The 13011-nt window shown below is 32.8% G+C and carries 14 protein-coding genes; 2 read left to right on the forward strand and 12 right to left on the reverse strand.

What is annotated here, in order from left to right; genetic code table 11:
- The 8 genes from ACJBCC_RS11765 to ACJBCC_RS11800 all read right to left on the reverse strand — a co-directional run.
- The coding region (locus ACJBCC_RS11765) for a caspase family protein (protein WP_407557282.1) at positions 1 to 1521 on the reverse strand (1521 nt) is incomplete at its 3' end.
- A gap of 114 nt (positions 1522 to 1635) precedes the next feature.
- Positions 1636 to 1935, reverse strand: a complete 300-nt coding sequence (locus ACJBCC_RS11770) for an immunity 53 family protein (RefSeq protein ID WP_407557283.1) — start codon at positions 1933 to 1935, stop codon at positions 1636 to 1638.
- A 23-nt stretch (positions 1936 to 1958) separates the two neighbouring features.
- Positions 1959 to 2252 (reverse strand): YciI family protein, encoded by a 294-nt coding sequence (locus tag ACJBCC_RS11775; protein WP_407557284.1) that lies wholly within the window; start codon positions 2250 to 2252, stop codon positions 1959 to 1961.
- 31 nt (positions 2253 to 2283) lie between these two features.
- Entirely contained in the window at positions 2284 to 4125 is a 1842-nt protein-coding gene (locus tag ACJBCC_RS11780) for a PLP-dependent transferase (RefSeq protein WP_407557285.1), read from the reverse strand.
- A 90-nt stretch (positions 4126 to 4215) separates the two neighbouring features.
- The gene (locus ACJBCC_RS11785) at positions 4216 to 6417 is read right to left on the reverse strand and encodes a B12-binding domain-containing radical SAM protein (protein WP_407557286.1); all 2202 of its coding nucleotides are present in this window, start codon (positions 6415 to 6417) and stop codon (positions 4216 to 4218) included.
- A 148-nt stretch (positions 6418 to 6565) separates the two neighbouring features.
- On the reverse strand, positions 6566 to 6778 hold the full coding sequence (locus tag ACJBCC_RS11790; protein WP_407557287.1) for a DUF2892 domain-containing protein: 213 nt from the start codon (positions 6776 to 6778) through the stop codon (positions 6566 to 6568).
- A 78-nt stretch (positions 6779 to 6856) separates the two neighbouring features.
- Positions 6857 to 7483, reverse strand: a complete 627-nt coding sequence (locus ACJBCC_RS11795; protein ID WP_407557288.1) for a Crp/Fnr family transcriptional regulator — start codon at positions 7481 to 7483, stop codon at positions 6857 to 6859.
- Between the two features lie 83 nt (positions 7484 to 7566).
- Positions 7567 to 8511, reverse strand: coding sequence for a tRNA dihydrouridine synthase (locus tag ACJBCC_RS11800; protein WP_407557289.1), 945 nt, complete (start codon positions 8509 to 8511; stop codon positions 7567 to 7569).
- 177 nt (positions 8512 to 8688) lie between these two features.
- On the opposite strand from ACJBCC_RS11800, the gene ACJBCC_RS11805 reads away from it, so the two are divergent.
- Positions 8689 to 9327 carry a hypothetical protein gene (locus ACJBCC_RS11805; RefSeq protein ID WP_407557290.1) on the forward strand — a complete coding sequence of 213 codons (639 nt, stop codon included), beginning with the start codon at positions 8689 to 8691 and terminating at the stop codon, positions 9325 to 9327.
- Between the two features lie 13 nt (positions 9328 to 9340).
- On the opposite strand, the gene ACJBCC_RS11810 is transcribed toward ACJBCC_RS11805, so the two are convergent.
- Genes ACJBCC_RS11810 through ACJBCC_RS11825 form a run of 4 tightly spaced genes read right to left on the reverse strand, consistent with a single transcriptional unit; the run spans position 9341 to position 12164 of the window.
- Positions 9341 to 10216: an alpha/beta hydrolase fold domain-containing protein gene (locus ACJBCC_RS11810; protein WP_407557291.1), complete on the reverse strand. Its 876-nt coding sequence runs from the start codon at positions 10214 to 10216 to the stop codon at positions 9341 to 9343.
- Between the two features lie 2 nt (positions 10217 to 10218).
- Positions 10219 to 11106: a dienelactone hydrolase family protein gene (locus ACJBCC_RS11815; RefSeq protein ID WP_407557292.1), complete on the reverse strand. Its 888-nt coding sequence runs from the start codon at positions 11104 to 11106 to the stop codon at positions 10219 to 10221.
- 45 nt (positions 11107 to 11151) lie between these two features.
- Positions 11152 to 11574 (reverse strand): hypothetical protein, encoded by a 423-nt coding sequence (locus ACJBCC_RS11820; RefSeq protein ID WP_407557293.1) that lies wholly within the window; start codon positions 11572 to 11574, stop codon positions 11152 to 11154.
- Positions 11571 to 12164: an FMN-binding negative transcriptional regulator gene (locus ACJBCC_RS11825; protein ID WP_407557294.1), complete on the reverse strand. Its 594-nt coding sequence runs from the start codon at positions 12162 to 12164 to the stop codon at positions 11571 to 11573. The genes ACJBCC_RS11820 and ACJBCC_RS11825 overlap by 4 nt, the downstream gene beginning before the upstream one ends.
- Positions 12165 to 12273: 109 nt before the next feature.
- Between ACJBCC_RS11825 and radC the strand changes: the two genes are divergently transcribed.
- Positions 12274 to 12972 (forward strand): DNA repair protein RadC, encoded by a 699-nt coding sequence (gene radC, locus ACJBCC_RS11830; protein WP_299102682.1) that lies wholly within the window; start codon positions 12274 to 12276, stop codon positions 12970 to 12972.
- Positions 12973 to 13011 lie beyond the last annotated feature (39 nt).

Here is a 13011-nt window from a genome sequence, read left to right on the forward strand (position 1 = left end):
GGTTCCTTCATTAAGCGCGCATTTTATTTGAGCCAGCCAAACTCCTAAAGCTCTATTATTTCCGCGTTGTTTAGGTATTCTATTTTTATTTCCATTTTGGAACTCTTTGAATTCCATAACTTTTTTATAGAAATTTCTTTTGTGCGTATTTTTTTGGTAATCCTTATCAACGTACATTGAAAGAATGGCTACTTTTTCATCAGTTAGTTTATCTTTTTTCCAGTAATACATGTAGTCATTTAGTTTATTTCCTAACCAACTAATTTTCTCGTCTTTTGATACTTGTGATGGGATTGTGATAAACTTTTCGTTTTTTGAATAAAATTTTATCAACTCAATGCAAAATTCATCCCAGATATCATCATTTGAATTGGTATGTAGAGCAATTCCATTTTTAACTAATAAATCATATCTGTATTTAGGGTAATTCTCAGGATTTTTTCTGAAACTATTTCGTTGTAATCTCAACCATGCTAACTCGACGTTATATTGTTTTCTTAAGTGTGATGGGACATAATTATATCCAGTTTCATGCATGAATGCCATAAATTTTCCAAAACCAGAGTAGAATTTTTTAATGTACGGGTTAAAAACAAATCCTGCATCAATGAGTCTTTTTTCACGTTCAACACTAAGTTTTTTTGTTCTTTTAAAATTGCGTTGGTCAGAGCACCACCTACCTAATGATTTTGTTTTTGGATTATATTGCGAAATATGTGGCCATTCCTTGATTGTTTCCTTAGAATTACAGAATTCCTCAAATTTTGCTTCCCATCCTATTCTACTTTTTCCTTTATTAGGGTCATATTTAAAAACTAACTGTCCACCTTCATGATTATAGAATGATAGAGGAGAACAAACTGGTTGTTGATTGGTTCTTGAACTTGTTTCTTTTGTTATATAATTTGCTATATCTAATAAAGAAAAAAAAGGTTCTCTATTGTTATTAAGATATTCATAAAATGAAATAGCGAAAGGGCTTCCTTTTAAAGGTTCTCCATCAGACACACTTTCAACTCTTCCTGATGTTAAAATCCATCTTGACGATTTTTCATTCAGCTTTTTAAAAGACATTGGAAATTCAACCGATCGATGACTCGTTATGAAAGATCCTGAAAAACACGAATCAGATATTAATAACAGATGTTTACAGTCAATTGCCTTGATTGAATCAATTACAGTTGAATTGTTAATGCAGGTTGCGATAGAGCTGTATTTTGCATCATATGGAACCCAATAGCCTAACCGACTTTTCTTATTAATTATACCATGACCAGCAAAGTAGATGATTATATTATCGTTCGGCAATAGAGAATTAGATAATGAAGCCAACGTATTTATAATTCGTTCTCTTGTCGCACATTCGTCACTTATTGAATCCTCGATTAAGTCGAACCCATAGTTATCTAATAATATATTTTGAATATTATCTGTATCTAATTTTGCATTATTTAAGTTGTTAAACTTGGAGTCTGAATAATTATCTATTGCTATAGTTAGAATAAAGTTTTTGCCTTTCATTTCGATTTTACTGTAAATAAATATTATCTATAAGAATAGTAATTTTTTTAAATAATCAATCAGTAAAATGTGTTTTTATCTAGAAAAGAGTGTGTTAAGTGCTATTCATGAGTATTACTCATTCTCAATCTTCTCAATCATTTCTCTAAATAAATTGAGTAGATAAATTAATTTACTCGCATCACCTGCAGCTCTAAAACGTTGGTTCTGAATTTTAACACCATACCAATCTTGTTTACCATTTTCATTAAGAACCCATTTTATTTCAAGATTTGCAATTGAAGTTTTTGAGATATCTATTTCAACATCCCAACCTGGATTGTCTAAGGTGATAATCTGAATTGCATCTCCATGCTCCCAGTCTCCATCACAATTAGATTGAAACCAATCTTGTATCCATTCTAAAATTTCCATTCTGTATTAAGCTTTAAATAAGGTTAACAATCTTGCTTCAAAAAATTAAGTGTTTCCGATGTTTTACTTGGTATAAATTCTATGAGTTCATAATCTGCTAATTCATTAATTTTAAATGGATCTTCTGAGATTATGTTCTCCAATTTAGATGTACTTGTCATAGGAGATAATATAATACCTCCTGTTCTCGGTTCTTTGCGACCAGAAGCTATAAAGTGTCCTAATTCGTAATGTTTGTTCAAAAACTTTATATGTGCATCTATAAATTGATCAATTACGGTCAATTCGGTTTTGTAAGTTATATTAATGATAAACATGCGTTAGTTTCAGGTTTAATATATTATAAATTTAAATCCCTTGTACAAATTCTAAAAACACACTTTTATGAAGTTCTAAATCCATATCAGGAGAAAGTGCTACTCTGGCAATATAATCTTTGTCTCCTTCTTTAGTTGTGCCTTGTGTTGAGGTTGCAGGTATCGTCCAATACACACCTTTTAGTTGGCCGTAACTCACACAATATTTACTCTCGTCAGGAATTTTAGTAATCATTAAATCAATTAATTTATGATTCAGTGCTCTTTTGTATGTTTCCTTTTCTTCTGGAGTATCGCCTTTAGTTGGCAAGTCTAGTGAAAACACAGATGGCGTAAATCCTTGTGAAGCTAATTCTTCTGATACAAAATTGATTTTGGCATCTGGTAAGTTGGCATGTATAAAATTAACAAATGCTCTTGTATTGGTGTAAGCATCTGCAATTCTTTGATTCATCGATGGCATTTGCTTTGCTAATAACTCATACTGTAGTGCAGTGGCTTCATTATCGCAAAGGTCTAAATGTAAACCTATGTTGGCCATTAGGTCTTCGGCTTTTTTGTTAGCAACACAATAACCAGCCGTACATTTTCCACCACTCGGAAATTTAGAACCACTCACATAAGAAATTGTTCTTACCACAGAAAGCGTATCGTTTTCACCTAAAAAGTGAAAATTAGGACAAAATGTTTGGTCTAATATAAAAACGGGATCTATGGCTGTTTCTCCATTTGCTGTTTTACGTACTTTACTTAGCACGTTTTTAAGAGCTTCCAAATCCGGAACTTCAACACGTGGATTGGTTGGGATTTCTGCAATGATGTATGGAATAGCGTCTTCTGCTGCTACTTTAGCTAAAACGGCATCAATACTTTTAACCATATCATTATCGCCATCAACTTCTAAATCTACAACATCTACATGGTCTAAACATGCTGCAACTCGTCTGGCTTGGTCATTAGTACCACCATAACAATTAGTTGGTACAATAAATTTAATCGCTTTGCCTTTGTGATTCTCTAATGCCGTATGAATTAAACCCATCATTATAGCATACTGAATAGATAAACCACTAGAACCAACAACAGCTTGTGTTGCCGAATTTGTAATGGTGTTGATCTCGCTTAAAACACTTGCCTTGTCTGCAGGATTAGTTTGTTTTACTTTGAAAGACGTTTGCTCAGTAAGCGCTTTTAAAGCCAACAGAGAATCAGAAGGCGTCATAGCAATGGTTTCTCGACGTCTTACATGCTGAATATCTGAAATGTAATTATTGTTTTTCTCTCCATTAACAATTAAAATGCTACCTAATTCTTGATAAAGATTTACATAGAAATCGACATTAGGATTAAGTTTAAAGGCATCAATTTCGTTGTGTTCCGAAATAAAAATAGTGCTTCCATCGTAGTCTGAAACATCTTCTAATCGTTCCACTTTTACAAGTTCAAAATTATAACCGTAAATACGTTTTATGAGGTCTGCATTAAAAGATGTTGGCAATGCATTGGTATAAATAATTTGAGTGTTTTTATTCGTGAATAGATTAGCTCTTAATACAGATAAAACAGGAACTGTTTGTGATGAAAAACTAATAACACTTTCTGATTCTAAGCTATATTGTTTTGCGATTGTCCATTCTAATACAGAAGATAATGGATGACCTAATCTAATATAATCGTATGCTGTTGGTAAATCGTAGAGTGCTGATTTTTCAGAATTATTGTTAGTGTATAATGCTTCAAACTCATCTAAAAATTGAGTTTTAGCTAAACTTTCATTGTAAATATCTAAACGATGCGTAGTTAAATTTAACCAATCGTTTGGCATATTTTTTAATACGGCTTTTATGTAATCTAATAGCTTTGGTGCTTTCATAATTTCCACTAATTAATGGGATGCAAAGATACGTTAGTTGGGTTTTTGATGAAAGCCTTACATGGTGTTTGTTTAGACTAAGATTAATATTTATAATACCAAAAGTCCAAAACCACGCAGTATATCCATAGGTTTAGAATACCAAAACAATTCAAAATTTTCAAATTGGTTTTCAAAATTGGTTTTTAACTGTTTAAATGTTTGAGGTTGCTGTTGCGGTGTAAGGCCTGCTAAAGTATCTAAAAGCCAAAGTCCTTTTTGTTTTTCGAGAGTAATTTGATAGCTTTCTATAGCATCATGAAACGTAACTTCTAAATAGTTTATGATTTTTCCTTTTTTTGATTTAGAAAATTCAGAAATTAAAGGTAAACCACCTAACCACGTGACTTTAGCACTTGGCTTAATAATAGGTTCTACTTCTTCTGCTAAACAGTTATAGATGAAATCTGGAGAAATTGTAGTTTCAGGTACTGTGAAATCAAACCAATCATGTAATGGTAAATCAAAGCCAATACCATGCATGAAATTAAACAGTGATTTCTTTAAACCATAACTAAATTGCGAATGATCTATACCTGTAGAATCTGAAAAGTCCACATCATTGTTAGCAAAACTTATGGTTTTATAATTTGGAGTAATCCCATAATCTTCAGGATGCAAACCTATAGGACTATGCGCTGTTAAGGCAAATTGGTGCCAAAAACCAGATTGCAAAATTCCGATTTCAAAAAGTTGGCGAACCATTTCTAAACTATCTACTGTTTCTTGCATAGTTTGTGTGGGATACCCATACATTAAATACGAATGTACCATAATATTGGCTTCCGTAAAATTGCGCGTAACTTGAGCTACTTGTGCAACAGTTACACCTTTGTCTATTAATTTTAATAAGCGATCAGAAGCTACTTCTAAACCACCAGAAACAGCAATGCAGCCAGAGGCTTTTAGTAAAAGACAGAGGTCTTGTGTAAAGTTTTTTTCAAACCTAATATTTGTCCACCAGGTAACGCTCAGGTCTCGTTTTGTAATTTCGAGCGCTAAAGCTTTCATTAAAGAAGGAGGAGCAGCTTCATCTACAAAATGAAATCCGGTTTCTCCTGTTTGTGCAATTAGCGTTTCCATTCGGTCAACTAAAAGACTAGCAGCAACGGGTTCGTAAATTTTAATATAATCTAAAGAAATATCGCAAAACGTACATTTTCCCCAATAACAACCATGAGCCATGGTAAGTTTGTTCCATCTGCCATCACTCCATAAGCTGTGCATTGGGTTGGCAATTTCTATGACAGAAATATATTGGTCTAACAACAAATCTGAATAATCTGGTGTACCAACTTCGGCTTGTTTATAATCTGGTGCTGTGCTGTTATTTTTGTAAGTAACAACGCCATCTAATAGTAAATAGGTGCGTTTAAATTCTTGTACTGAGATGCTTAGCTTTGACTCTGACTGACAAACATTTTTATAAAGAAATTCAATTGGTAATTCGCCATCATCTAAGGTAATAAAATCAAAAAACTCAAAAACTCTAACATCATTGACAGAACGTAATTCGGTATTAGGGAAACCACCACCCATTGCAATTTTAATGTCAGGATAATTTGTTTTTATGAACTGTGCGCAACGAAAAGCACTATATAAATTACCAGGAAAAGGCACCGAAAAACAGATTAGTTTTGGTTGAGTTTCTTTAATCTGATCATTTAAAATTTTTAAAGTAACTTGATCAATATATGTGGCATCATCTTGCAAGTGCGTATAAAGCGCATTGAAAGAATTGGCGCTTTGGCCTAAACGTTCTGCGTAACGACTAAAACCAAAATCTGGATCAATACATTCTACAATAAAATCGGACAAATCTTCAATATACAAGGTAGCTAAATGCTTGGCTTTATCTTGCATTCCCATAGAGCCAAAAGCAAAATCCATGTCGTCTAATTGTTCAAAACGAGAGGCTTGTGGTAAAAATCCATCACTACAAATTTGCCTAGCAAAGGTTTGGTTTTTCCCTTGAAGAAATAAAATAATGTCATCTAAAGACTTTAAATAAAGTTCCTTCAGTGCATAAATACGTTGACAGTTTTCAGATTGAATACGGTCATTCTCAAGAGCAAGATTAAATAAGTCCTGAAACGTAGATTTAGAAAATAATTCTAAAATAACCTCTATACCCAAATCCATTTGAAAAGACTCAATTCCTTTTGTGTTTAAAAACCCTTTTAGATACGCTGTGCCAGGATATGGCGTGTTGAGTTGTGTAAATGGGGGTGTTATGAGTAAAAGGTCTTTCAATATTTGAATATAAATCTGATACTACAAATATAGACCTAAAAATGTTCAGTATATTGAAATAATAGCATAGAGAACTGTAAAAGTTAATACTGATTCTCGATGTCTTAATTCCGTTTTATGCTAACTAATTAAAGTTATAGTAATGTTTTTAGTCTTTTTTGTCAATAGGACACGTGCGTACACCAAATATGGTGTATAATGGACAGAAATTTACTAAGCTCGTTATAACAAAAATGACTGCTGCAGTGAGAAGAACAATCCCTAAAGTACCCGAAATGATATTAGTAAAGAATAATACACCAATAACTATAGCAACTATTATTCTAATTGTTTTATCTGTGTTACCCATGTTTTTTTTCATCTTATGTAAATTTTAAAATTTGTTGCATCATTGCGAGACAAAAATAATGGGTATTTTTAAGCTGTGCAGTGACTGTAGTCACCACGCGTTTATAATTTTTATTTCTCCTGAATTTTGAACCACTTTTTCTTCCGTTTCAAGCTTTTTTAAAACTCTTGTTATAACTTCCCTAGCTGTGCCTAACTCATTTGCAATTTGACTATGACTCATTTTTATAGAATTACTATTCGTTAATTCCGTTTTCTTTTTAATGTGGTCATAAAGTCTTTTGTCCATTTTGTCTAGTAATAAATGACCAATGGTATCTAATAATTCAGAATATCTTAAATTAAATTGATTGAAAAAGAGCTCATTAAAATCTGGGTACTTTTTTAGCCATAAAGGTAGGTGGTCAACAGGAACAAGTAATATTTTTGAATCTTCTTCAGTTGTAGCAAATACTTTGCTTGGCGTATTTTTTAAAGCGGCATAGAAGGTCATTACACAACTTTGAGCAGGTTCTATGTAGTAGAGTAGTAACTCTTTTTCGTCAAATCTAGAGTATACTTTAACAAGACCATTGAGCACAATAGGAATAACTTTTACATATTGTGCTTCTCTTAAAATTTCAGTGCCTTTTGAAAATTCTTTTAGTAAAGATTTATTTTTTAATTCCTCTATTAATTTAGGCTTTAAAAAGGATAAGATGTTTTTATCAAATTCCATTTTTTTATTATTTGAATTCGAATGCGACCGTTTTATAATTAATATACGGAAGAAATATAGCTAAATTTTTAAAGACTATACGCTTATCCATTCTTTAAAATCTCAGCAACAGCTTGTTGGTAAGCTCTTGGATTATTCGCTTTTTTAATTTTCTTAAACGTCTTTTGTGGATTAGAAAACGACTGCGCAAAGTATTCCCAGAAGCCTTGCATTTTCATTTTTATTGGTGTTGGTCCTGATAAGGCTTCATCGTATTGATGGTAAATGGTGTCATGAAATTCTTTAAAGATTTCCCATCGGTTTTTAGGGTATTCTGTGGTATCATTTTTAATCATACTTGGTAAAAACGGATCTGCTATGAGTCCTCTACCAATCATAAAATGATCTATACTAGGAAATCTAGTTTGCATCGCTTTAAGTTTAGCCACAGAAGTAATATCGCCATTATAATACAATTTGTGTTTGGTGCTCTCTATACATTTTTGAAATGCCTCTAAATTAACACCGCCTTTGTATAGTTGTTTACCAATACGAGCATGTATGGCAATGTTTTTTAAGGGATAAGCATCTAGAATAGGAAAGGCGTGTAAGATTTCTTCAGGATTTTCATAACCCATGCGCATTTTCATAGATACTAAAATATCAGTTTCAGAATGTACACGATCTAGAATGTGATTGATTTTTTCGGGATCACAAATTAAACCGGAACCCATTCCTCGGTTAGTGACCATTGGGTAAGGACAACCTAAATTCCAATTCAATTCTTTATAACCCAATTCTTGAATATAGTCTACGACAAACAGAAACTCATCTGCACTGTTCGTCATAATTTGAGGAATAACCTCAAGTTCGGTATTGTGCTCTAGTTTTAAATCGCGTTGATAAGAGTTTTTTATTATTAGCTTTTTATTGAATCGTATGTATGGTGCATAGAAAGTGTCAATACCACCAAAATAATGGTTAAATGCATTTCTAAATCTAAAATCAGTAAACCCTTGTAATGGCGATGATAAAAGTGTAATTGACATTTTAGGTGCTGATTTTTATGGAAGTTAAGAAACGAATGTCGTTGAATTATTTCAGAAAGTCAAATCTTGATGCCGTAATAATAAATTTAATTTTTTTACGTTGGTAAAAGTAACAATCCTTAACCAATCGCGCATAAAGCAGTTCTACGTTTCAACCAATAATCAATCACTAAAGTTATGAAACGAATTGTTTATGCCTTTGTTTTCGCCTTTTTAGTATCGTCTTGTGCTACTGATACTGATGAGAATTTCCAAAATCCTGATTCTAATTTTTACGCACTTACCGTTGGTAATCAATGGGTCTATAAAAACTACAAGTATAATAATAGCACCCAAGAATATGATGAGATAAACGTCATAGATTCTGTGAGTATAGTAGGTACAGAGTTAGTTAACGGAAATACGTATTATAAATTTAGACAATTAACTACAGGCAATGAAAACGGCGTAGCATTTTGTAATCCTAATGGTGAACATTTTGAATTATTAAGAGATTCTGTAGGTTATCTGATTTGGGAAACCGGAAAAGTTAAATATGCCAATAATGATTTCTCTGCCAGAACAAGCGCAGAACTCGGTTTTGCGACAATTTACGATCAATTAGTTGCTGTAGATAACGAAATTACAGTAGAAGCAGGTACGTTTGAAAGTACATATTCTCAACGCTATGCCATACAATCAAATGGCGAACAAGCTAATGCTTTAGATCACTTTTTTTATGTCGATGGTATCGGTTTAATTTATGATACATCTTCTCTGATGAGTGAAGAAATACCAAAAATAAAAAGACGTTTGGTGTCTTATGTGGTTCAATAAATATGGGTTTGACTTAGAAATTGGATAAGTTGAGTTCTTTAAGAAATTGCCACATTTTTGTTCTAAATAGTTTTTTATCTTCGTTTTTAAATTTACCATGTTTACCATTCGGAATGGATAAAAATTCTGTAACGACGTTGTTGTTAACTAAAGCTTCATAAAGTTTCACGGATTGTGAATAAGGAACAATGGGATCTGCATCGCCATGCACAATAAATATTGGAGGACTGTCTTCGGTAACATAATACAATGGAGACACGGATTGTGTGAACTCTGCATCGAGATAGTTCTTTCCCAACCATCGTTTGGCAGACTTCCATTTTGCAAGTGGTACTAAATCGGTAACACCATATTTGTTTATAATAGCTGCTATCTTTATTTCGCCTTTGTATGTGCAATCTTCATCGTAGATTGAATTGTTGCCAAGTAGTCCTGCCATAAGTGCCAAGTGTCCTCCAGCAGATCCACCCATTATGACTATTTTATTAGTGTCTATATTTAATTCTTTCGCATTATTGTAGATATAGATTAATGCACATCTCACGTCCTCAATCGCTGCAGGTGCAGGAGCAACATCTACTAATCGATATTCTGCATTAGCGACGGCATATCCATTTTTAAAAAAGGAACCAAAACCAGATTGAGATTCTTTTTCGCCATGATTCCAACCACCACCATGAATATTTAGTAAAATTGGTGTTGGCTCTTTTGCATTTTGCTCAGTGTACAAGTCTATGCGACCTTCCCATTCATTAACGGTTTTGTAAACTACATCAAGTTGAGAGGTGTAACCTTTAGGGAATTTTACTGGTTTATATTCTTTTTCTTGCGCAGAAATTATACAGCAAAATGCTAAAATAAAACTGGTAATCAATGCATGGAACTTCATGTTTATTTTAAATGTTTTTTAAAAAATGCAATGGTTCTTTGCCAAGATAATGTTGCCGCTTCCTTATCATACCTTGGTGTTGTGTTATTATGAAAGCCATGATTAACATTAGGGTAAATATAAGCTGTGTGTTCAATTTTGTTTTCTTTTAAAATGGCTTCGTAAGCTGGCCAACCAGCATTTACTCTAGTGTCTAATTCGCCATATTGAAGTAAAAGTGGAGCTGTGACTTTTGCAGCGTCCTCTGCTTCGGGCTGTCTACCATAATAAGGGACTGCCGCTGCTAAATCTGGTATACGGACAGCCATCATATTAGAAATCCAACCACCAAAACAAAACCCAACTACACCAACGTTACCATCACAGTTTTCGTGGTTTTTTAAGTAGTTATATGCTGCGATAAAATCTTCAAGCATTTCTTGCTGGTTTCTCTTTTTTTGCATCGCTCTACCATCATCATCATTTCCAGGATATCCACCAAGTGGAGATAAGGCATCTGGTGCTAATGAAATAAAACCTTCTTTTGCGGTACGTCTGCCAACATCTTCAATATATGGGTTTAAACCTCTGTTTTCATGTACAACAATAACACCTGGTAATTTTGTTTTGTTATCCTTTGGTTGAGATAGTAGTCCTTTAATAGTTCCTCCTCCTTTAGGAGAATCGTAGTTAATAAAATCAGATTCTAAGGTAGGATCATCTGGTTTTACTAATAGCGTATTTATATAGTCTGGAGACATAAAATTCATTAGCGAAGAAAGCGTAACTCCACCGACAGCGTATAACGATAGCTTTTCTACAAATTGCCTTCTGTTCAATTTATTGTGTGCGTAATCATCGTATAGATCAAAAACTTCTTGCTTTATATCTTCTTTTTTTAAGTCTTTCATAATGTTATTTTTTTTTCTTTTAAGATAAGATTTTTTATTGGCCTGTCAAAAAACGATTAATGTCCAAATTAGATACCCAAGCAAAAGTGTTCTTGCTGTCCAATTTAATGTTCTTATCCAATTTGTTCTAATCACTTTCGTGATTAATTCAGGGGAACCTTCTTGCATTAATTTTAAATGGATAGGAACTTGAAAAATGAAAGTGCTTAACCAAATAAAGGTTAATAATACCATATTTAATAAGTGTAAGCTATCTCGAAAATGATATAATAGAATGAGACCTGTAATTAACTCAATAACCATAACAGGAACTGTAATAAAGCCTGTAATAACATTTTTACGTTCATAACTAGGGAATTCGTTTCTTTCAATAGCTCTAAAAAGTGGGTAGTGTACAATTTGTACAAACCAGCATAACCCAGTCATGAATACCGTAGCAACTAAATGTATTATTAGAATGATCTTCATTTAAAAACACGATCTAGAAATTGTTTAATACTCTCTTGGTTTGCTTTAATTAATTCTGCTTTGGCCGTTTCTTTGTCTTTTGGTTTTTTATCTTGAGAAAGTTTGAATTTTCCTTCCCAATCGGTAATGGAAATTTTAAACATTTCTATGTATTTTAAATTTTTGTCTAATCTAGGATTTTCAGATTCTAAAACATAGTTGTGTTCGGGCGCTTCTAAAAATTCTGTCATTGTGATTAACGATTTTTTTAAAGCCATTTTGTCTTCTATAGCTTCAACTTTTCCTTTTATATGTACTTTAATATAGTTCCATGTCGGTAATTGAGTAGTAGAAAAAATACTAGGAGAGATATAACATTCTGGACCTCCAAAAATAATAGTAACGTCTTTATTATCTCTCAATAATTGTGCATGAGGATTATAAATATCTATATGGCCAATGAGTGTTTCATTATCATAAATTAAAGGTAAATGTGTTATAAACGGTTGGTTTTCCTTAACTGAAATAACAGTGGCTAAAGGATAGTTTTTTATAACCTCTATTAAATGATCACGGTTGTCGTCTTGATGGTGTTTTGGTGGATAGTTCATTTGCTATTATCCTGATATTGTTTCAAGATATTGATTTATGTCATTATAATGTTTGTAATATTATTGAAAATAATGATACTTGAAATTTACAATTTTTTATCTTTAAAGCATGGCAGGGAATCCAAATTCATTTTCAATTAAAAATTGGTCGCTAGATGATCAGCCAAGGGAAAAGCTAAGAGACAAAGGAAAAGCAACTCTAAGTGATGCAGAGTTGATTGCTATTTTAATTGGGTCTGGTAATAGAGATGAAAGTGCTGTGGCTCTTTGTAAACGGATATTTGCTAGCGTAGATAATAATCTAAATGCTTTAGGGAAATTATCACTCGCTCAGTTAATGGAGTTTAAGGGTATTGGCGAAGCTAAAGCCATAACTATTGCTGCAGCTTTAGAATTAGGAAAGCGAAGACGGTTAGAAGAGGCACTTCAATTAGATAAAATTACCTCAAGCCGTTCGGTATTTAATGTTATGCAACCCATTATTGGCGAATTACCACATGAAGAATTCTGGATTCTATATCTCAATAACTCTAATAAAGTCATTAAAAAAAATCAACTAAGTAAAGGAGGTATTACAGGTACTTTAGTAGATGTAAGGTTAGTACTTAAAAATGCACTCGAAGTAGGAGCAGTGGCACTAATCCTTGCACATAACCATCCCTCTGGGACGCTGATACCAAGTAAAGCAGATAAGGATATTACCAGCAAACTAAAATTGGCATCACAAAGTTTAGATATTTCTGTATTAGATCATTTAATTATTACTGAGAGCGCCTACTATAGTTTTGCAGATGAAAGTATTCTTTAGAACGTCTGTTTTTATTAAACGAAAACATAACCAACCAAA

Source organism: Winogradskyella sp. 4-2091 (assembly GCF_045765065.1).
Taxonomy (GTDB): Bacteria; Bacteroidota; Bacteroidia; order Flavobacteriales; family Flavobacteriaceae; genus Winogradskyella.

Coding starts and splice junctions, on each gene's coding strand:
- ACJBCC_RS11770 (WP_407557283.1), bottom strand. CDS start 1,935: ATGGAAATTTTAGAATGGATACAAGATTGGTTTCAATCTAATTGTGAT.
- ACJBCC_RS11775 (WP_407557284.1), bottom strand. CDS start 2,252: ATGTTTATCATTAATATAACTTACAAAACCGAATTGACCGTAATTGAT.
- ACJBCC_RS11780 (WP_407557285.1), bottom strand. CDS start 4,125: ATGAAAGCACCAAAGCTATTAGATTACATAAAAGCCGTATTAAAAAAT.
- ACJBCC_RS11790 (WP_407557287.1), bottom strand. CDS start 6,778: ATGAAAAAAAACATGGGTAACACAGATAAAACAATTAGAATAATAGTT.
- ACJBCC_RS11795 (WP_407557288.1), bottom strand. CDS start 7,483: ATGGAATTTGATAAAAACATCTTATCCTTTTTAAAGCCTAAATTAATA.
- ACJBCC_RS11800 (WP_407557289.1), bottom strand. CDS start 8,511: ATGTCAATTACACTTTTATCATCGCCATTACAAGGGTTTACTGATTTT.
- ACJBCC_RS11805 (WP_407557290.1), top strand. CDS start 8,689: ATGAAACGAATTGTTTATGCCTTTGTTTTCGCCTTTTTAGTATCGTCT.
- ACJBCC_RS11810 (WP_407557291.1), bottom strand. CDS start 10,216: ATGAAGTTCCATGCATTGATTACCAGTTTTATTTTAGCATTTTGCTGT.
- ACJBCC_RS11815 (WP_407557292.1), bottom strand. CDS start 11,106: ATGAAAGACTTAAAAAAAGAAGATATAAAGCAAGAAGTTTTTGATCTA.
- ACJBCC_RS11820 (WP_407557293.1), bottom strand. CDS start 11,574: ATGAAGATCATTCTAATAATACATTTAGTTGCTACGGTATTCATGACT.
- ACJBCC_RS11825 (WP_407557294.1), bottom strand. CDS start 12,164: ATGAACTATCCACCAAAACACCATCAAGACGACAACCGTGATCATTTA.
- radC (WP_299102682.1), top strand. CDS start 12,274: ATGGCAGGGAATCCAAATTCATTTTCAATTAAAAATTGGTCGCTAGAT.